This is a genomic window from Bacillus spongiae (assembly GCF_037120725.1).
GTDB classification, from domain to species: domain Bacteria; phylum Bacillota; class Bacilli; order Bacillales; family Bacillaceae_K; genus Bacillus_CI; species Bacillus_CI spongiae.
In genome coordinates this window covers 107,759-129,263 of sequence record NZ_JBBAXC010000001.1, presented here as the reverse complement: position 1 = coordinate 129,263, position 21,505 = coordinate 107,759, and the positions used below count along the sequence as shown (strand labels likewise).

Below are 21,505 nucleotides of genomic sequence, written 5' to 3'. Positions count from 1 at the left end.
AAAAGAAAAACTTCTCTATTATAATAGAGAAGTTAAGGGGCCGAGACGTATTCAATCCACCATTCTTTAAATTGGTCAGAAAAAATTGGCGTATGTTTTATCATCATTTCGGCTATAAAAGATTCATTGATTGCCGTCTGAATCAACCCAATCGGTAAAAGTGCTGAAATATATAATAGAATAAAGACAATTAAGTATATTTCCAAAAAGCCCAGTATAGCACCTGCTAAAGAATTAAATTGTTTCAACAACGGAAAATGTGCTAAAAAATCAAGCATGGAACCGATAATCTGCATCACTATTTTCACCGAAAAAAAGATAAGGGCAAAAGCAATTGCTCGATAATAAGCTCCATCTAAATTTGTTGTATCAAAAATCATTTTTAATGTTGATTGATCATCTAACGCGGGGTAAGGGATCCATAGTGTTAATTTAGGCGCCAGGTCTCCGTGATATATATAGGCAATTACAAACGCAACGATGAACCCAGTCATATGTATAAGCTGTAAAATGAAACCACGACGCAAACCAATTAAAAATGATATCACAAAAATAATTAGTAAAATTAAATCCAACATGACTTCTTCAGTCCTTTATTTTTTTTACTTCTTCCTCTAATTGTTCTATCTGTTCTTTTAATTTAAGATAATCATGTACAGCGTTTACAGCAGTGAGGACTGCTAACTTGTTGATGTCTAACGAAGGATTCTTAGAGCTAATCTCTCTCATTTTGTCGTCCACCATTGACGCAACTAAACGAACATGACTTGTAGATTCAGTACCTACAATGACATACTGGGTTCCATAAATATCAACTGTTGTGCGGTTTTTTTGTTGTTCCGACAATTTAATAGCCCTCCAATCTACAGAATCCTAAACAATATGATACCATGAAAATAAGAGATTTGGAAAAGATTTTTGTCTGATAGAGTCGTATAACGAAAAGGAGCGATTTAATTGAGTAATACAGTGATTAAATGTGATACCGCTACTCTTCACAAACTAAAAGTAGCCTATCAACCTCACCTGACGGAAAAACAGCCACCGAATACGTTGTTTATGGCTAAAATAAATGGTTGTACCATTACTGCTTATCAATCTGGAAAGGTTCTGTTTCAAGGTGGCCATCATACAGAGGAGGCAGCAAAATGGGGGGATGCTCTTCAACCTACAAAAGGGTCGTCCACCCCAAAAGCTTCCACTGCTCTCCCGCAAAACTTCTCCACTTTATCCGTAATCGGGTCCGATGAAGTAGGGACAGGAGATTTTTTTGGTCCTATGACCGTCGTCAGTGCCTATGTATCGAAAGAGAATATTCCATTAATTAAAGAATTAGGCGTTCAAGATTCTAAAAATTTGAAGGACGAGCGAATTGTCAAAATTGCTCAAGACATCCTTCACGTCATCCCGTACTCATTACTCATTTTACCGAACCCAAAATACAATGAGCTACAAAAGAAAGGAATGACACAAGGAAAGATGAAAGCCATTCTTCATAATAAGGCACTCCTAAATTTACAAAGAAAAATAGACCCCGTAAGACCTGATGCGATATTAATTGATCAATTCGCACAAAAAGAGGTATATTTCCGTCACCTTAAAGGGCAAAAGGAGGTGTGCAAGGAAGACGTATACTTTAGTACAAAGGGTGAAAGTGTCCATTTAGCAGTAGCTGCTGCTTCCATTCTTGCTCGGTACGCCTTTTTGAAAGAATGGGATAAGTTATCCGCAAAAATAGGGTTTACGTTACCTAAAGGAGCAGGGCCAATTGTCGATAAAGCAGCAGCCCGGCTTATTCGAGCAAAAGGCGAGCAAGCACTTTGGGAGTATACGAAGGTTCATTTTGCTAATACCGAAAAGGCAAAGAGACTTCTTTAACTGCCTACATAGCTAACATCGAGTAAAATTCAAAATAAAGAAGCCGCAACACTTATTAACACTTCAGTGCGGCTTTTCCCTTTTCTAGCTGTCAAAATTCCTAATGCGCAGTAAAGTGAGCTAGTGCATCTTTATTTTTTCCACACTTATCTCACTGATGTCTTAATAGAGCACGCAAATAAATCAAACAACTATTGCCTCACATCAACAACCTCTTCCATCCATCACCTTCACTACTTCGATTGAAAGAGGTGATACAATAGCCGTTCACGATCGTCAAAAAATTGCTTCATCAGCACATAATGGCTCGTTTCTTCTAATGCTACTTCCTTCATACTATCCTCCGTAATTTGGAGAATTTTTGCATTAGGATAGGCCATTACGATAGGTGAATGCGTTGAGATGATTAACTGTGAACCTTCCTTTACTAGCTCGTCGATTCTTGCAAGCAATGAGACTTGTCTTAATGGGGAAAGTGCAGCTTCAGGTTCATCTAAAATATATAATCCTTCCCCTTGAAATCGATCAATAAACGTAGCAAAAAAGGATTCGCCATGCGATTGTTCATGAAGCGATTTCCCACCAAAAGCATCAATAATTTTAGGCCCAAATACCTCTTTATCTAGCTCTTCTATATTCGTCGCGACATTGTAAAAGGATTCTGCTCGGAAAAAGAAACTATCTTTTGGACGATTTACTCCCTTTGCTATTCGAAGAAAATCTTCTAAGTTAGAATGAGAGTCATAGCTAGAGAAATTAAAATTACGTGAGCCCCCTTCAGGATTAAATCCTAATGAAAGTGCAATACCCTCTAAAAAGGTTGATTTCCCCATCCCATTCTCTCCAATAATAAATGTAACATTTGGGTGAAAGGTGATTTCTTCAAATGTTTGAATCACAGGTAAATTGAGTGGAAATTCGTCATACGAATGAATAGCTTCCTTTTTCAACTGAACCGCCTTAATATATGTTGTTGCGTCCGACAGGATCATAAAAAAGCTCCTCCCTTCTTGCAGTCTAGCACTTTATTTTTTCTATACGATTTCATTTAATCCTTTTATTTTTTCATTTGAACTGGTAATTCATTATAATATTTCTTAAAAAATTCATTCAATATAAGTCGGTGACTTTTTACGATAGAATTTGGTAGCTCTTCAGGAGCATAAAACGCCATCGCAATTGATTCAGAAGAATCAACTTGTAAGCTTCCCTCAAATTCATTAGAGTAATAAGCCACTGTCACAACATAAAATTCATCCCCATTTTCAGCCACGATAAACTGATCTGAACCAGAATAAACATTGATTAACTGTAAATCTCGAACGGCGAGTCCCGTTTCTTCAAATATTTCACGAATGGCGACTTCCTCAGTGGATTCACCTAGTTCCATTAGGCCTCCTGGAATCCCCCAAGCACCGTTTGGATGTCTTCGCTGTTGTAAAAGAATCTTTCCTTCTTCATTTATGAGAATAGCAACAGCCCCCACAAAAATAAGTGGTCGTGTTCCAACCACTGCTCTTAACTCTTCTATGTACCCCATCTATATTACCCCCTTCATTTATTAAATGGTAACGATGAAACATCGATCATTTCTCTCTTCAACTATTACAAGGAATCCTTTTTGAATCTTACGTTTTACAAACGTCGATTCTCTTCAATACCTATAGATTGCTTCCTCTCTTCTAGCCAATAATTCTTATGTAAATCAGACATACTTCATAACGTTCACGGTTCCATTATAGCATTGAACTTTCTGTTGGTTGGATGTTTTTTCCTTTATAAATATTTCAATGGAGGAGTCAAGTCGACACGCACGAAGTAACGCTCATGATAACTTGACACCTGTTCATCGCCTTATGTTTTACGTATTTTTATCAGGCGGTCCAATAATAACACCCTCTGTTCCCTCTATTGGTTTGAGTGCTTTTTCCATTTTTTTCGGGTTAATATTATATGCATTTTCATAAACTTCGAGGGGAGTTCTTGTGAGCATTGTAGAGCCTTCTTGAGTTTGAATCTGATCATTGTTAAAAAATAAGAGTAGATTCGTGTTATCCTCATCTGCTACAATCCAGTGCCAATATCCCATTGGAATGAATACTGTCTCTCCCCTTTTCGCAAGCTTTAACGTCTGCCTTTTATTTGTTGTTGGATCTAAAACACTAACGGTTGCTGCACCTGATATAAGATAAACTAATTCCCACGCATTTGTATGCCAATGTGGCTCACGAATGAATCCTTTTGACAACCGAAGATCTGCTATCGACCCTCCAATCATGGCTGGCATTTGGGTGGAGCTTAAGAGAAAAGCAATATTTTCTGGATTACGTTCAAATAAAATACTTTTTTCTATATCAAAAAATAAGTTTGGCGTCCCTTTTCCTGTTAAGTTCCGATTATCAGTAATGTATCCCGACGTTGGATTCGTCATTCATTTACCCCCTTTCATTCATTTAACTCCTTATTAAAATATGAACAAACATGACGGATGTTCTGATTATTACGAATGGAACCCTTAACCTTCTTACCTAAACCCATCCTATATTTTATTAGCCTCTTCCCGTTTAAATTTTCTTAGTTATTTTTCTATTTACTAGCTTATTTTTTCTAATTGTATTAAAGGAGTTCATAGGGAATGCAACTGTTAACATGGACGAGCCTACGCACTAATCTAACTGTTAAAACCCTTCTCTGAATTATTCTCGTGGCTTGCGGCAATTCCATGATAAACTATCATTATTAACGATAGATTGCGAGGGATTTAGTATGCCAGATTGGTCCTATCACGTACTATTTCAACCCATTTTAACGAAGCTCTCTCCTTATTCATCAAGAGAGTTCATTCACAGACGAATGAACACCATTGCCTCTCTCCCATTCGGATCACAGATTATACATTTTCTAGGAAGAGAAGAATGTTCTCCTAAGCTTCGTCAAGACCTGGGTGGAATCGAATTCAAAAACCCTGTAGGACTTTCTGGGAAAATCGATCCCTTATTATCTGGTACGAAAGCATTTTCCAACTTAGGCTTTGGCTTCCTAGAATTAGGTCCCATTACATTGAAGCCAAGAGTCGATGCACAACTTCCAACCATTAACCGCGAAAAGCATTTGATTTCCTTTCCAGCGAAACCTGAGTCCATTGGAATTGATGCAACGATTCAAACGATAATGAAGGTAAAAAAGAAGCAACCACTATTGCTAAAACTATCAGGAACGATAGATGAGATTTCCACCATGATGGATCAACTTGATCCGTATGCAGATGAGTACATTGTTGAAGCAATTGACGCTACCTTTGCCTCACAATCCTCCAAGCCAATTTATCTTACACTCTCCTGTGAGAAAGTAAAAAACCTTACAGAAATCCCTCACTATTTCTCTGGTATTGTATTGAACACCACCCATAATGAGGGGGATCAACTTATACGAAATATTCATCAATTAAGAAGTATAGGGTTTTCTAAATCGATTATTACTTCTGGTGCAATTGAAGAACCAGAACAAGCGTTGGGCTTACTTGATTCAGGAGCAGATTTAGTTATGCTCTCAGATGGGTATGTCTTTTCAGGACCTGGATTAACGAAGCGGATTAATGAAGCGTTATTAGACAGAATGGAACAGCCATTATTTAAACAAGAAGGATGGCTCGCTTATTGGCTCTTCGGACTATTTATCTTGCTTGGCGGAATACTTGCCTTCTTATTTAGTCTCACCACGATTATCCTTCCATATGACGAAGCGTTCTTAAAGATGAAAAAGGAAGCAATCTGGAAATTTAATAATAGAGTCATGTTGTTTATGGCACACGACCGTATGACGTTAGCGGGGACAATGATTTCTGGTGGCATTGTGTATATGACGCTTGCAAAATACGGAATTAAAGAAGGGCTAAAATGGGCAAAGCAAGCTACCGATACTGCAGCCATTGTTGGTTTTTTAGGCATCTTTTTATTTATTGGCTACGGATACTTTGATTGGTTGCACTTACTATTTTGGCTAGTGCTTTTGCCATTTTTTCTTTATGGCTTTTACAAAACAAAAGGCATAACGGGAACTCCTACTTCTCCGAATCGAAAAAATCACACTATTTGGCGAAGAGCATTGTACGGGCAGTTTTTCTTTGTCGTATTAGGCTTTTCCTTTGTCATTGGGGGAATTGTTATCTCCCTTTACGGTGTGACAGCAATCTTTGTCCCAACGGACCTCTTATATATTTGCATGTCACCCGAACAGCTACAATCCTTTAACGAACGGTTGATTCCAGTAATAGCCCATGACCGTGCTGGATTTGGTAGTGCTTTATTAAGCGTAGGACTTCTTGTATTAATGCTTGCGCTTTGGGGCTTTCAGCAAGGGAAGAAGTGGGTGTGGTGGACATTCTTTATCGGTGGACTGCCGGCCTTTTTCACTGCAATCTATATTCATTTCGCTATCGGATATACTAGCTTTATTCATTTACTGCCTGCTTATTTTGCCCTTGCTCTATTTTTCAGCGGATTACTCGCTAGTTATTCCTTCTTTCATAAAAATAGGGATGAATGAAAGGTATATGGGAATTAAAAAAAGCATGGATTACCATGCTTTTTCTTTACCCCAGTGATACATCCAATATCATCATAACGACAAAGCCAACCATTAAGCCTAATGTAGCTAAATCTTTACTACCTGAAGATTGTGATTCGGGTATTAACTCTTCCACAACGACGAAAATCATCGCTCCCGCTGCAAATGCCAATGCGTAAGGAAGAAGGGGTTGAATCAATAGGACGGCTGCTGCGCCAATCACAGCAGCAATCGGCTCAACAATAGCAGAGAGCTGCCCATAATGGAAGGCTTTCCACCTTGACATCCCTTCTCCACGTAAAGGGACAGAGAGAGCTGCCCCTTCTGGCATATTTTGAATACCAATCCCAATGGCAAGCCCAATGGCTCCAACTAACGTAGCATCACCAATACCTAAAGAAGCAGCCCCAAAGGCAACTCCAATCGCTAGCCCTTCAGGAATATTGTGTAAAGTAATCGCTAAAAATAAGAGGGTTGATTTATTTAAACTAGTTTCAGGCCCTTCTGCCTTTTCTTTTGTTTCTCCTAAATGTAAATGAGGGACAACATAATCTAACAACCTGATAAAAAACCCACCTAACAAAAACCCTATTGCAGGAGCTACCCATGGTATCTGTCCGTTTTGCTCACTAAATTCAATGGACGGGGCTAATAAAGACCAAAACGAGGCAGCAATCATCACTCCAGCTGCAAATCCTAACATCATATTTAATGTGTGCTTTTCGATTCGTTTAAAGAAAAAAACTGATGCGGCTCCTAGTGCCGTTAAACCCCATGTTAACAACCCACCAAAGAGTGCTTGTACAGTTGGATTCAGTTCACTTAACCACTCTAACATGATCGTTACTCTCTCCTTAGAAGACAAAATGAATACTTTCATTTTGCCGAAAGGGAGAACGAATGTCAAAAATGAAAGATGCAATTGGAAATATACTACTACTACTTGACAGTACTTGTTGATAAAGCTGTCTAGGTTCCTTACTACTAGGCGTGTTCTTTAAAGTATTGGTTTATAATGTTTTGAAATTCTTCTTGGTTTTCTAAATAGGGATGATGAGCACTTTTTAGTTGATGAACGACCGCATGTTTAAACTGGAATGCTTGATAATGGTGCGGTCCAATAGCATCATCATACTCTCCTGAGATAATTAACGTCGGGTGATTGATTTTTGCTGTCAATTGAGTGAAATTTTGAAAGTACTCCTCCGATGAAAAGACAGTACTTTGAAAATGAGGGTCAGACTGAATACCCACATCTAATTGATCTACATTCTGTTTATTTTTTTCATTAACAAATTGCAATTGATCATATTTTTTTCTTTCTATTAATGTTCTAATTACCTTATTCGCATTTTCTACAATTGCCTTCGTACTGTCTTCTTGAACGAGCTCCTCGTTCCTCTTCCCTAATTGGTCTAAGCCTTTGTTAATTAAATGCTGAAACGAAGCTTTCATATTCAATGTCGCATTTATTAATATTAACCCTTTCGTTCTTTCTGGATAACGGTAAGCATAATTGGTCGCAAGAATGCCACCAAATGAATGCCCCATGACAAACCATTTATCAATTTGAAGCTGTTCTCTCACTTCCTCCATATCTTCTATGAGTCTAGGTAATGAATAATTTCGTTGAGGGTCATGTTGTGATCTCCCACAGCCTCGTTGATCTAAATAAACCATTTTTACGTCCTTTACAAGAGGGTCTACAAGGCTCTGAAAGGAGACTTCCTCCAATACCCTGGGCCTCCATAAAGATACAAGCAGGGCACTTCAGGTTCATCTTTATCTTTATCTGTATCAATAAATTATGTCAATTCGTCACGTGTCACCACTTCCATCGTTACAATCTCCTTTACCAGCTAAATTCTTGATTCACTTGATTACGAAGCTCATATAGTCTCTTCATCGTTTTTTCACCTTGATGTAAGTCCTTTAACTCAAAACAAAATAAATTGGTCAACATGGCAACTGTATGGTAACGATACAATAACTGTACAATTGTTGGGACCCTTGCCATTTCCCTTTCAAAATTTTGATACCCATTGATAAAATCTTCATTTAACAGTCCATATTCATCAATACGCATTAATTCCAGCACTGGATCTCCCATAATTGCATTGGTCCAATCAAATAATGCGACAATTTGATCAGCATCATAAATCATATTTTCCTTACGGATATCCATATGTAGAAATCGTTTTTTTAATGGAAACGATTGAAAAATTGCGTATAGTTCCTCAACAGAGGGGAGTGGTATATGTATGTTCCCTTTCCTCATAGCTAGATTGTTATTTTTTACGATTCTCTCTGAAAGAAAAGCGTGGCAATCCTCGTACAAAATCTCATGATTCGATACGATTTCAATATGATGAAGTTGGTTTACTAATTCTCCCATTTTTCCCTCAGCCATTTCGGGTAGTTCTCCAGAAACAAATCGCTGAACAAGAAAATCAACCTGTTCACTCTGATAAAATAGAAAAATCGAGGGGATGGGGATTCCCTGTTTAGCACAATGATTACTAAGCATGTATTCTTTTTGAAGCCCTTTCCTAGATTCATTGTTTTTTATCCAAGGCACCCTTATCACTACCTCTCCCCACTCTTCTGTTTTCGCCTTAAACACACAATTCTCCACTCCACTTGCTAATGGAACAATCGACTTCACTTTGAATTGTTGTACACTTTCTTGTTTAACTAAATGGAGTAATTCGTTTACTCGATTTTGATGCATAGCTCCCACCAACCTGGACATTTTATTGATAACATTTTTGATGCCATGTTTCGATCACTTCTTCAATAATTTGTAGTGTCTTATTTGAGAAGTTCCTTCTATTTAATCGAAAATAAAGTGATTTCATAAAGGATATAACATTGACCTTTTTCTTATAGAAAGATAAATAGTCTTCATTTACATGTATTTCCTCTAAAATTTCTGAAAGGCTTGAAATCCAATATTGTAAAGAATTTTCACTTACCCCTTTTTCAAGCATTGCTTCAATGACAAAAATCAACCTTTCATCTTCATCATCTGTGTAAACATTTGGCTTCAATAAGCAAGTTTCAATAGCGTAAAAGCAATCACTAGATTTATTTAAGTCAAATAATGGATGTAATATAGCTTGCTGTAATAAATCTGCTCCATGGGCCACACTATGAGCCCAGCCTTTTTCTTCTACATACCCACGAATATCCTTTTCTTTCATTAAATAAGCAATACTTTCATGAATCGCTTTTCTTCCTATCCCTTCAGAAAGAAATGGGCTGAGGCGATCTTTTTCAAGTAGTAAAGCGATAACTAAAGAAGAGAACGATCGGGTAAAAACAGAATCACCCTGTTTTTCACCAATCTTATATAATAGATAATTCTCTCCAAGACATGTCTCCAAAATATAATTTAATTGTTCAGAATTAAGATTGTCCCCCATAATAAGTTTGCAAAACATCCCATAAATAAGATGATCTCTTAGTTCTGAATCAACGCAACCAATATTCGTTAACATTTTATCAAGCAACTCATTCAGTTCATTTTCAGCATACGAACGATTATTCTCTTCTTTTAATTGTTTAAGCTGTTTTTTTAATTGTAATATTTCTCCCATTTTCAAATCCTCATATTATAATTTTTGGTACTTTAAGAATATTTTAGCATAATTCCTTCCATTTTTACCTAAAGGACCCCACCATACTTGAGTGTGGAAAGGGGGTTACAGAAGAAGAAATGTGAAGAGGTATAGTATAAATGCTCAGTGTATTTTCCCGATGACATTAGATTTGTTCATTAAATAGCAGTACTAAACTTAGACGCTAATCATTTTGATATCAGTGTGGCAATAATTTAACGTCTAAAGGCTGCCAACAAAGTTGGCAGCCTTTAGACGTTAGCTTACTATTCAATAAAGAGTGCGTTTCAAAACGAAAACAAGTAATCGATAAGTAGACGGGACCACCCTGTACTTGGATGACTTGTCGGTTACATTAATTTATAAATAACGATCAAAAAATTCTAATACTTTACGGTAAACATGAATTTCATTCGATTTCTTCGAAAATCCATGTCCTTCATTCTCTAACACAATGTAGTCTACATCTCTATTTATCTTTCTCAAAGCTTCCACAATTTGATCGGACTCTGCTTTCACGACACGTGAATCCTGGGCTCCCTGAATAATGAGCATCGGTTTTGTCATTTCCTCTAAATACGTTATTGGTGAATCTTCTTTCATCTTTTCTTGATCTTTTACAGGGTCACCAATAAGTTGTTTCATCACAGGTTTCCAATGATCAGGTACTGAATGAATGAAGCTAAATAGGTTGCTAGGGCCGAATATGTCTACAACCGCCTTAAAGTATTCAGAGTGTCTTCCGTGTAGAAGTAAAGACATATATCCACCATAACTTCCACCCATTAAGAAAACCCTATCACGTGAAGCATATCCCCTTTCAATTAGCCATTCTAGCCCCTTAATATTGTCCAAGCGGGGACCGTAACCCCAGTCCCCCTCAACCATTTTCTTAAATTCTGAGCCATAGCCTGGAGACCCTCGAAAGTTTGGTGCGAATATGCTATAACCACGGTAAACGAGAAAGGAAATCAAAGATGAGAAAGAAATTCGTACTGCTTTTTGTGGTCCCCCATGAGGGAATAAAATTACGTGTCCATTGTCATTTTCCGGTTTAGGACGGAACAATAAAGCCTCTATAGGCAGGTCGTCAAACGATTGATAAGTGACAACCTCTGGTTCTACCATTTCCTCTCGTTTCACTCCCGGCACGCCGTAGTTAGTAAGGGAATTCCACCCTTCACTTGTTTTCTTATATATATTCATAGGGGACGTCGAAGAGCTCCCTTGTACATATATATTTCCCGACCTAGCTATGACAAACTGGTCAATAATACTGACCGGCGTATGGATTTTTTCTAACCTATCGCTGGTAATCTCGTAGGTATATAGATTATCATGTACACCTTTTTTACTAACAAGATATAACATTTGAGTGGTTTTATCATAATTCATTTGAGCGAAGTCTTCTTTTTCTATTGATAACACCTTATGGAATTCTTTGCTCTTAAGGTCAAATTTCGCCAAATAAGAGAAATCACTATCATAGTTCGTCAGTAAATATATTTCTGTTTCGGAGACATAAACAGCTTCAGAAACTGTATGTTGAACTTCCTTATCTGGTGTAAGAAGAATTTCTTCATTATTACACTTCGCATAAGCAAGGGTATATGTATTTGAGAAAAATTTTAAAATAAGGAAACTGTTCTCTTCTGGACTTATATCAAACATAATGGTGAAAGCGTCTTGCCCATGAATGACTATATCTTCTTTCCCTGTTTCTAGATCATACACATACCCTTTCATAAATGTTTCATCATCTTTGTTAGATGTGTAGTAAAGGCGTTTCCCATTTTTTGAAAGGAAAGGATGTTCGTGTTTAGCTCCGGTGACCTTTCGTACCTCCTTTAAATGCCCTCCTTGAGGTGGAATTGCATATATTTGTCCATTTTCATCTCCATTGTGATCACTCACGGTGACGATAAAATGACCATTCTTATCATATATAAGCTTCTGACAACTTTGATTATGAAACGTTAAAGGATAAGGAAATGTGCGAGGGAGGTCCATGGCCCACAAATTATATTTTCCACTTATATTTGTACTGTAGACCAGCTGGGTCTCATCAGGACTTACAGCAAACGTCTCAATTCCGTATGTTTGAAAAAATTGTTCCACTTCAGGTTTTGCAAAATTCAACATTGTCTATTCCTCCTTAATGATTGGAAAAACATGATTCATTATTATGTTACATTAATGATCTAAATGAACAGTTTGCTATATTGTAAAACGCTTAACTTCCGACACAGGCGTAAGTATAGCACAAAAGGGAACAACTATTGTTGTTCCCTTTTGTGCTACCCTTATAACATTTCTTCGGGTATAGGTTTCATACTTTTATACTTCTGCTTCTAATTTCTTCAAAGTAAAATAATTAAATTTGTTGCAAGCATTGAAATCACACCCAATCAAATTCAAGTATAGGTAAATGATAGCAACCTTCCTTTATAGAAACTTCACATATATATCTTATGTTCATTTTGTTTCAGTAATCATCATCGCTTGTAAACATGTAATGCTTCTTTTGAAAAGATATATTCAAAACTAACCCTAATCCAAGCATGGTTGCTAATACTGAGCTTCCTCCATAACTTAATAAAGGAAGAGGTATACCTGTAATAGGAATTAATCCAATAACCATACCTATATTTTGAAATACATGAAACATTAACATGCCAATTATGCCAGCACAAATAAATACTTCAAATATATTTTCATTAATTTGCCTAATTCCGATAACAAGAATTCTATAAATCAGAATAAAATATAAACAAACTATTAGACTAGCTCCTAAAAAGCCATAGTCTTCTCCAATCATAGAGAAAATAAAATCAGAATGTGCTTCAGGAATATACACATTTATATCATTCCCAACACTCGTACCAGAACCAACAGCTAAAATAGATTGTTGTAGTTGAAAGCTTATATCGGAACCATAGTGGAAAGGTTTAAGCCATGCATAAATTCTATCCAGTTGAAATGGATCTATAAAGTATAGTAACCATTCTGTTTTATAAATAAATATCAGGACTAATGAGCTTATCATAAGTAACACTATACAAATTAGGACAATAATAATCATCCAATTGATACCAGATATGAATATTATTGAAAGTGTAATCACTATCATTACGAGTGATGTTCCAAAATCGTTTTGTTCATTAGTTAATATAATAGGGAGTCCAGCTATAACTGCCACTTTAATGAGATAAATTAAATCATTCGATATTTTCCCCATTGTATAATTTTTACGATGCTTCGATGTAATGAAAGCTAGCATAAGGACTAAAAAGATTTTCATAAATTCTGAAGGTTGAATGGAGCCTCCAGGGAATACAAACCAAGACCTGGCACCATTTATATCTGGAACAAAATCAGAATCGGGAGCAATCATGGGAATAATCAACAATATAATTAATAAGATAATCCCAAATCCATAAATATATGGAGTAAGCTTTTCAATTTGTTCAAAATCAAATATGAAAACAGCTATCATAACGATTGACCCTAAAATAAACCATACAATTTGCTGTTTAAAATAATTTGGTGCATCTGGTTTAATTTCTAAAGCACCTGAAATAGCAATCAAGCTTAAAATCATAATGAATATAATTGTAATAAGTAAACTAACATCAAAATAACTTTTCTTTTTCTGTTGCATTAAAATCACCTATAAATCACAGAATATATCTACCAAAGAGCCTATTCTATTACTGATGGCCCTTACCAATCTCTCCTGAATTCTCTTAAAGCAGCTTATCTATACTCTCTCGAATCATCCCTGACCTCTAACAACCATTATTCCAATTTACTCAGGATGATCCTGTAATATAGAGCTTCAATAAAACAATTTCTTACATAGAAGCACAATCATAGGAGTTATCTCCCATTTTTGAAATATTTTCCTTATAATTAAGTTTTATCCTTTCACGGTTTTCAGTTAAGACTGACTGACAGCCATAATATCCTTTCTCCTATATATACTTAAAATGATCCCTACTATAAACGAGTTTAATAGCGTAGGAATAAACCCATAGCTTATAAATGGTAACCAAATCGAAATGATTGGTAACACCCCTATAGTCATCGAAAAATTATATAGGACTTGTTCTGAAAATAATACGGCTCCTCCTACAATTAGCATTCGACCGAAAGGATCATGTATTTTGTTAAAGATTAATAGCATCCTTCCGAACAGCAATAGTAGCATTGCCGCAAGAACAGCTGCAAACAACCACCCATAATAATAAGTAAAGTTAACAAAAACTAAGTCTGTATGACTACTACGTTGGGGAACATTGGTCGCATTACTTCCAAACCAACCTGCGTTTTTCATCATTCCCTGTACGAGTATGTACATATACCCTTCATTTTCTTGGTACCTCTCAGGATTTAAAAATGCTTGTAACCTTTGATGGTACCCCGCAGAATAAAACCAAAATAGAAAGAAACAGCTAGTCGTTGTGACAAAAAAGGCAATTGTAACACCAATTAATTTTCTCTTATTTAAGTCACTAAACCAAACCATTCCAAAAACCATCACAGCATAAAGGAAAGCTCCCACTTCACTTGCTTGTAAAAAAAATAAGAGCAATGTACTAATAAATATCATTAAACATTTCCATATCTTCACATTCTTATCATTTAAGTAAGCTGACCAAAAAAGGAATAAGAAAGGAAGTGCATAATAACTAGATACTGTCAGCGAACCTATGACTAAGAATGGAGATCCATTTATTAATGTAGTAGGGAAAAAGGAAATCGCGAGTAAAATGACAACTCCAATCCCTCCAAAATACCGTCCATATTTTCGTAATTTTCGATAATCCATATACATTAAGCTGATAATGGTAAGAAAGCCAATGATATTGTAAAATATCTTTCTTTTTGTATATGAACCACTTTCCATAACGCCTCCGCTTATCATCATCGGCAAAATACTTATCCCTAGTATGGATATAAATAAAACCATCATCCACCAATCGATTTTAGGTCGATGAAGTTGATTTAATTGTTGACCAAGCATCCTTGGGTTTCCCATCTGTTCTACAGCTTTTGCCTCTGCTTCTTCTTCCCCAACACCTTTTTCTAACCATGCTTTTTTTGCATTTTGGAGATGATGTTCAAGTTCAGCTGATACAAATTCCTTCGCTTCCTTTGAACGAATTTGCTCCGTAACTTCCGCTAAATAGGCATATTTCTCTTTTTCCATTAATAGTTACCCCTCAAGCAATTCCGATAACTGAATTATTGGTTGTGAACTTTTACGTTCTGACGAATGAATAAGCTTCTTACCTTTTTTAGTAAGTTGATAGTATTTTGCTGACTGCTTATCCCATCTCGTCATTAAACAACCTTTTACTTCTAAACGATGTAACAATGTATATAAAGATCCTTCATTTTCTTCAAACTTTTTAATACCACGCGCTCTTAATAGCTTTACTAACTCGTAACCATTTTTCTCATTTACAAGTAGTTGTAATAACGCTTTCACAATTTCTTCTGAGCTTTCATGTTGGTGACTAACTTCTTTTTGAATGTCGTGTTTTAGATTTTCGGAAAAGTGTAAATTATTAAAAGTCGACCTTTCCATCGCCTTGCGAAGGTTTCTCAATCGATTTTCCATTTTTTATTCCTCCAATCTTTTTTTTAGTAGCTTTTTTGCCCTTCTTAACCTTGTTTTCACTGTATTTTCGTTTTTTTTGATAACAAAGCTTATTTCTTTAATCGATAATTCTTCAAAATAAAATAAATATATAATTTCTCGATACGTCACCGGAAGATTCATAACCGCTGAAGCTAGTCGAGTATCTTCATCTTTTTGAACAACCAAATCTTCAACATCTCGATTGGAACTTGACTTGATAAAGGATTCCTTTTCTGTCATGACTACATTTTTATGGTACCAGCTTTTTAAATAGTCCTTGCAATGATTGATGGCAATTCTCCATAGCCACGTTCGTAGCTTTGACTTTCCACTATATGTATGTAGCGATTTATAACACTTTACAAAAATATCTTGTGTTAAGTCTTCCGCTATTGATGGGTCTTTTACGTAAGAATAACAAAGCTGTAAAATTTCTTGTCCATGTTTAGTTAATAATTCATTAAACAAAGCCTCTTTTTCTTCCGCCTCATAGCCTTCGATACTTACTTCCTCCATCTGTTTGCCTCCTTCCACTGTATTAGACGAGACACCCATTAATTAGGTTTGCAATATAGCGCTTTTTTAAGTGAAAAAATTTTTCTCTTTTAAAACATACTATTAACTCTTTATTTCAATTCATCATACTGGTAAAAATCATAACGAGAAACAGGCTTTTTTCTCATTTTCCACTTCTAATACTCCATACCTATTAAAACAGTTATCTTTTTGTAAATATTAGGAATAACAGAAGGGAAACAGTCATTTTTAAATGAATTCTATTGTTAAATAATGAGAGAGAACTACATTAAATCCCAACATTTTACTATTTTCAAAAAATATTCCTTATATATTCCGGATTATCCAAAAAATAAAAAGTACAAAAAACCCCAATGATAACCTTATCTTTGTCAGAAGAGGTGTATAAATAGGACAATCCCAATTATTTCATGATTCCGCTCTTCCACAAATGCACCCTTTGTATTATAAGGCCCTCCCCTAAAAATAACCACATCCTTAAATTAACAGGTTATGGTTATTTGCTTCTTAAATTTAATTTGTTTACTTACGTCAGTGGTAGTGGAGATCACGTTATATGCGTTGAACTAAGCGCGTTTTACATTCAAATCCTACAGTGCACGGCTATTGAACAAATTATTTTGGTTTTTTATTATAAAAAACAAATCTTCCAGAACTATTGTCTCTAGTAAACTCAATATAGTTAATTTTTTCTTTTAATTCTTCGTTTGGCTCTTAGGGGGAGAAGCCGATTGAGGTAAAATCCGCATAACGAGGCTTTCATTATTTTTACTTAATGAGAATCACTTTCGGCTCTAATTGGAGGAATGATGATAGTCTTTCGTCCATCATTGACAAGATAAAGGTAAGAATAAATTTTCTATTTTAATTTCAGGAAAGAATGGCGGTTTACGAACTTTGAAACATTTGACCTCCCCATTCCGGGGAAAGAATACATAGAATTATTTAAAAAGGACGCTCCAACTGAATCGTCCCTCTTGTCCTCTATAGCGGTTTAACAGTATATGTATTCCCCGCTTTCACACTTACGACATTATAGTAAGTTATTTTATCATTCGGAAATTTGACAGCGTAAGAAATGCCGCCTCCATTATCCTTCAGCCCCATGACGGTCACCATGCTTGGAACCGGAATCGAGAAAGCTGCCGGATTGTTTGCGAGAATGAGCTTCTCTTTCAACGGCTCCCCGTTTACAAGGATTTGGACTTCATCACTATCTTCACTATTAAAATCCCATATCAGGATTTTCGCATCCCCGCCGGAATCCCCTACAGTCACTTCGAAATCCCTCGCGGTAATTCCTGCGTTGGTTTCATCATCCCTAAATGGGATTTCTCCAGCCAGCGTTGACTTGCTGATTCGATTGGCGACCACTTCCTCCGCATTACCTTCTGAGGAGTAGCTGCCTATAATCATATATAAGCTCGGACTCAAAAACAACGCTAAAATAGTTCCAAAGAAAACCAACTTTCTATGGCTATGTTCATGGTAGATGACCTCGGGATGCTGTTCTTCCTCATCCAACTCTGTTGGATTGTCCAGCTTATAACGCACCATCTTATTACTAATCGGGTACTTAAAGTACCAATACGATAAAAACGCTCTTCCTAGCAAGATTGTTAGTACAGATAAGCCTATCGCAACAGCCTTTCCGATAACCATTCCGTCTGCCCAAAGATTGGCGAACATCAGACTGAGATCTATGACGATTAAGGCGACAAAGCACATCTGGAAAAACGGTAGCAACACAGGGAACTTGCGATAGATCCAGTTTAGAGAGTAGTACTTCATCGATAAAAAGAGAATGAAACCCAGAAGAGCAATAACATTAAAGCCTATCCCAAGCCTTGGCGCTTCCAGTTTATAAACCTCAAGGAGATACAAGCTCATCAAAGGCGCAAAAACGATGATAAACACAGTGAATGGAAATGGCAAAATGTAAAAAAGCAAAGACCATAAAAATTTTATGATTTTTTTCATCTAACAACACCACCGGCCTGTAAAAAATCCTCTGCGTAAGCAGGGTCAAATCTTCTAATGTTGGTTGGTCGATTTTGCTCAGCCTCAATGCATGCGCTCGGATTACAGCTTCACAAATATTCCTTGCCAGACGGCCATTACCAGCCGAAGCATTCCCCTCGGTTCTAGCATATATTTCTTGAAGCACATTTGCTCCATGAGTGCTCAATTCGTACCCCATCGGCTTCAACAGACGTGTGCTGATTTCTACAAGTTGCTTTCCTTTAATTCGCCACTTCGACCTGAGCTGATATCGCCCGCACAAATGTTTTTACTTCCTCTAGTCCGATAATCGAATCCAGCTCTTGCAGAGCGTTTTCCTTCGGCTGATGGTTAGGAATCGCTCCCTATAAAAAAGCTTTTTTATAGGAAACTTGCAGCTCATCAATGAACGCATCCTGCCTGAGCCTGTTCACCAATCTGCTGTTTCTTGCCCCTGAACCCTTTTGCCTGGACATAATCGACCAATTGTAGCTCATGCAGTAAAATTCGAAGCAATTTTAAAAAAACCATGACCTCACCTTACATTTGATTTACTAATAATTCTAAACTAAAATTTAACAATTACAATTAAATTTTCCAAAAACACTGAAAGAGCAAGCAGAATAATCCCGCTTGCTCAACTAATTTTCAAAATCCTTCTAACATTTCGGTTTTATTACTTATTCTTTTGTTTATAAAGTTACCCATTAGTTGCCTAACAGTATAGAATTTCATCCATAAGAAAAATCTCCCGTTTCATTAGGTTTGATAGCATGTGTAAATTTACTATTATGCTAAATGTTTGCAATTTTAACTCAACTTAAAAGAACTTGGTCTTAACCAACTTAGTAGCTCTTTTTCAATAAGGGCATCTAAAAAATTCATTAATTTACTAACTATTTCATTAATCCCACTCTGATATCTCCATTACATGTTTTCTTTTTTCTAAAGTAGTAAGGGAGGACATAAATATTACATTTAATCCAAAAGATCAGAAACACCTATTCTTTTATATCATTATTATTACAAACTAAACTCCAATCATAATATGATTGGAGTTTACATCACTATTTCTAATAACCTTCTTCTATTTTTATATCTTTTACATAGATAGATCCTGTATCCTCTATTTTAAATCCAGCTGGATAGATGGTTGCTCTTGCCCAATCTACATTTGAATCAAATGACTGAGTCACTTTGACTTGACGCCATTCACCAGGGCTAACGGTGAAGGTTTTGACTCGGTCATTATTTCCGTTATTGGAGGAATATCCGTCTGCCCGTAAACGCAAGCTTACTTGCTGCTCTTTTTCAGTTTTTACGAGCATACTAAAGGTGTAGGTATGTCCTTTCGGATTCAAGTCAAGGGTATTATTAATATATCCTGATTTAGAAGTAGAGGTTAACTTCATCACCTCTTCTCCACTTTCATCATCAATAACGTCTTCCACTATACTGTTTTTCGTTCCAATTAATTTTGGCCCCCACATATGAATGGAACCAGTGTTATCAGAGCGATACCCAGCAGGATAAATGGTTGTTCTTATCCATTCCGCCTCCTCGTCAAAGGTTTCTGTCACTTCAACTTTTTGCCACTCATTCGCCTGAAGCTGAACAGTCTTAATTGTATCATTATCTCCATTTCCACCATTTAAATTGTCTTGACTTCGTAGTCGAATGGTCGCTTCTCTCGTTTCTTCTGATTTTAACCAAACGCTAAACGTATAAGTGTTGTTGTTAGGGTCGAGGTATATTGTATTATTGACATACCCTGATGACTGATTAGCAGTTAACTTGGCGGTTGAATCCCCATTTAGAAAAGATTCATTCTCATCAATGCTATAAGTGGTATCCTTCCCTTTATACCATGAGTCTGGGTTCAACATGTTCAGTGGTTGATTCCATAAATTTCTAAGGCTATATTCAAATTCGGCAGCCACTGGTTTATGATCAGACAATTTATTTCCATTAGCATCTAAAAAGTCGCTATTAGGAACTTTATATTTTGTCACATTCAGGTCTAACCCATCACTACCTCTGAATAATATTTTATCGATTCGTCCACCTGATTCGCCGATATCAGGTATTTCTCCATTATTCGATCTTTCTGCCCAAGCATCAGAAAAGCCAACTTCTACGAATTGACGCACACCATCCTTATCTTTCCAATGGCTATTAAAATCCCCGGTCACAATAACTGCATGATCCTTTGACCATTGGTCAATTTTTGATAAAACCTGCTGGAAATTCTTTTTTCTGACCGTATAATCAGAATCATCGCCACCCGCATCTGCATGCAAATTATATACGTCAATAAATACGCCATCTGACACTTCATGTCGTGCATATGAAAAACCTTTAGGCGTTAAGCAGTCAGAACCATCACTAAATACCCCATGGCAATCATTCCAATCCTCACGTTTAAACCCTTCAAATGGAAAGATGGACATGCGATTTAATCCATCTCCAAATCCCATAATACCAGAGTGAGAAGAAAGGTAATCATGGTCTACTTTAGAAATGAGATCACTATGGTAATTGAAATCTTCTTGAACTAAGACAAGGTCATAGTCATTTAACTTAGGACTAATTAGTTTCGTATTCGTAGCTGGGTTTGAGGAGGAAACAGGGTCCCATAATCCAGCAACATTATAGGTCAACAAAGAAAATGTTCCGGATTCACTTTCGGCTTTTGCAACAGGAGGTACAATCGTAACGAACAGTATACATACGAGCAAAATAAGAGATGAAATAGACGAAGCTTTAAACATATATCGACCTCTCCCTTTTAATATAGGATTTTTATAACTAACATGTTTAATATAAATCCTTTGTATTTTTGATAGGCAGCTTTATGTGTTGGCTATGATTTATAAAAATGATTGTTTACAAAGATAGTCGTACGCTGTTGTTTGTAGTAATGTGCTAGCAAAGAGGTAAAGATTGAATATTTAGAATATTCAAGAGGTATATGTAATGCTGAACGTGATGGAATAATTAAGCTTACATCTTGATAAAGATAGATTTCCAGTTAATTAGAATATCTTATAGCATCACATAACAAAGCATAAATAGAGAGTGCTGGCGCCTACACTTCCTATAATGTTAATACTAGAACAAAGCTCTACGAGAGTAAACAGCAATTAATGTAGGATTATGTCGTAAATAATATTTTTATAACACTACAAATAGGATTGCTCGAAAAATAGGAACAGGCTGGTTGTAAAGTAGATAATTTAACAAGTAAAAAAAGTCG

General features: G+C 36.3%; 19 protein-coding genes. 2 read left to right on the top strand and 17 right to left on the bottom strand.

All coding sequences use genetic code 11. From position 1 onward, the window contains the following. Positions 1 to 32 precede the first annotated feature (32 nt). The gene (locus tag WAK64_RS00595; protein WP_336584980.1) at positions 33 to 578 is read right to left on the bottom strand and encodes a CvpA family protein; all 546 of its coding nucleotides are present in this window, start codon (positions 576 to 578) and stop codon (positions 33 to 35) included. Between the two features lie 7 nt (positions 579 to 585). After that, positions 586 to 846, bottom strand: a complete 261-nt coding sequence (gene zapA / locus WAK64_RS00590; protein WP_336584979.1) for a cell division protein ZapA — start codon at positions 844 to 846, stop codon at positions 586 to 588. Positions 847 to 957: 111 nt separating this feature from the next. On the opposite strand from zapA, the gene rnhC reads away from it, so the two are divergent. After that, positions 958 to 1,878: a ribonuclease HIII gene (gene rnhC / locus WAK64_RS00585; RefSeq protein ID WP_336584978.1), complete on the top strand. Its 921-nt coding sequence runs from the start codon at positions 958 to 960 to the stop codon at positions 1,876 to 1,878. Between the two features lie 233 nt (positions 1,879 to 2,111). Here rnhC and WAK64_RS00580 read toward each other — a convergent pair whose 3' ends face one another. The 3 genes from WAK64_RS00580 to WAK64_RS00570 form a co-directional block, all read right to left on the bottom strand. Then, positions 2,112 to 2,870 carry an AAA family ATPase gene (locus WAK64_RS00580; RefSeq protein WP_336584977.1) on the bottom strand — a complete coding sequence of 253 codons (759 nt, stop codon included), beginning with the start codon at positions 2,868 to 2,870 and terminating at the stop codon, positions 2,112 to 2,114. Between the two features lie 65 nt (positions 2,871 to 2,935). Then, positions 2,936 to 3,418, bottom strand: coding sequence for an NUDIX hydrolase (locus WAK64_RS00575; protein WP_336584976.1), 483 nt, complete (start codon positions 3,416 to 3,418; stop codon positions 2,936 to 2,938). Between the two features lie 321 nt (positions 3,419 to 3,739). Beyond that, complete coding sequence (locus tag WAK64_RS00570) at positions 3,740 to 4,309, bottom strand: cupin domain-containing protein (protein WP_336584975.1); 570 nt, start codon at positions 4,307 to 4,309, stop codon at positions 3,740 to 3,742. A gap of 335 nt (positions 4,310 to 4,644) precedes the next feature. Here WAK64_RS00570 and WAK64_RS00565 point away from each other — a divergent pair, with 335 nt between their 5' ends. After that, positions 4,645 to 6,423, top strand: coding sequence for a dihydroorotate dehydrogenase (locus WAK64_RS00565; protein ID WP_336584974.1), 1,779 nt, complete (start codon positions 4,645 to 4,647; stop codon positions 6,421 to 6,423). Positions 6,424 to 6,469: 46 nt separating this feature from the next. Here WAK64_RS00565 and WAK64_RS00560 read toward each other — a convergent pair whose 3' ends face one another. The 12 genes from WAK64_RS00560 to WAK64_RS00510 all read right to left on the bottom strand — a co-directional run bounded on the left by WAK64_RS00560 (position 6,470) and on the right by WAK64_RS00510 (position 21,020). Further along, on the bottom strand, positions 6,470 to 7,282 hold the full coding sequence (locus tag WAK64_RS00560) for a ZIP family metal transporter (RefSeq protein ID WP_336584973.1): 813 nt from the start codon (positions 7,280 to 7,282) through the stop codon (positions 6,470 to 6,472). Between the two features lie 146 nt (positions 7,283 to 7,428). Next, positions 7,429 to 8,178: an alpha/beta fold hydrolase gene (locus tag WAK64_RS00555; protein WP_336584972.1), complete on the bottom strand. Its 750-nt coding sequence runs from the start codon at positions 8,176 to 8,178 to the stop codon at positions 7,429 to 7,431. Positions 8,179 to 8,296: 118 nt separating this feature from the next. Next, a complete protein-coding gene (locus WAK64_RS00550; RefSeq protein ID WP_336584971.1) occupies positions 8,297 to 9,175 on the bottom strand; it encodes an aminoglycoside phosphotransferase family protein in 879 nt (292 codons plus the stop codon). Positions 9,176 to 9,197: 22 nt separating this feature from the next. Further along, positions 9,198 to 10,043: a DUF2785 domain-containing protein gene (locus WAK64_RS00545; RefSeq protein WP_336584970.1), complete on the bottom strand. Its 846-nt coding sequence runs from the start codon at positions 10,041 to 10,043 to the stop codon at positions 9,198 to 9,200. Between the two features lie 381 nt (positions 10,044 to 10,424). Continuing rightward, complete coding sequence (locus tag WAK64_RS00540; protein WP_336584969.1) at positions 10,425 to 12,206, bottom strand: S9 family peptidase; 1,782 nt, start codon at positions 12,204 to 12,206, stop codon at positions 10,425 to 10,427. A 343-nt stretch (positions 12,207 to 12,549) separates the two neighbouring features. Then, positions 12,550 to 13,725: an FtsW/RodA/SpoVE family cell cycle protein gene (locus WAK64_RS00535; RefSeq protein WP_336584968.1), complete on the bottom strand. Its 1,176-nt coding sequence runs from the start codon at positions 13,723 to 13,725 to the stop codon at positions 12,550 to 12,552. Between the two features lie 279 nt (positions 13,726 to 14,004). Beyond that, a complete protein-coding gene (locus WAK64_RS00530) occupies positions 14,005 to 15,276 on the bottom strand; it encodes an FtsW/RodA/SpoVE family cell cycle protein (RefSeq protein WP_336584967.1) in 1,272 nt (423 codons plus the stop codon). 6 nt (positions 15,277 to 15,282) lie between these two features. Continuing rightward, positions 15,283 to 15,690, bottom strand: coding sequence for a PadR family transcriptional regulator (locus WAK64_RS00525; protein WP_336584966.1), 408 nt, complete (start codon positions 15,688 to 15,690; stop codon positions 15,283 to 15,285). A gap of 3 nt (positions 15,691 to 15,693) precedes the next feature. Further along, positions 15,694 to 16,227 (bottom strand): sigma-70 family RNA polymerase sigma factor, encoded by a 534-nt coding sequence (locus tag WAK64_RS00520; RefSeq protein WP_336584965.1) that lies wholly within the window; start codon positions 16,225 to 16,227, stop codon positions 15,694 to 15,696. Positions 16,228 to 17,232: 1,005 nt separating this feature from the next. Further along, a complete protein-coding gene (locus WAK64_RS00515) occupies positions 17,233 to 18,228 on the bottom strand; it encodes a hypothetical protein (protein ID WP_336584964.1) in 996 nt (331 codons plus the stop codon). Then, positions 18,119 to 18,448, bottom strand: a complete 330-nt coding sequence (locus WAK64_RS22330) for a hypothetical protein (protein WP_419465878.1) — start codon at positions 18,446 to 18,448, stop codon at positions 18,119 to 18,121. The genes WAK64_RS00515 and WAK64_RS22330 overlap by 110 nt, the downstream gene beginning before the upstream one ends. A gap of 874 nt (positions 18,449 to 19,322) precedes the next feature. Beyond that, positions 19,323 to 21,020 (bottom strand): phage head spike fiber domain-containing protein, encoded by a 1,698-nt coding sequence (locus WAK64_RS00510; protein WP_336584963.1) that lies wholly within the window; start codon positions 21,018 to 21,020, stop codon positions 19,323 to 19,325. Positions 21,021 to 21,505 lie beyond the last annotated feature (485 nt).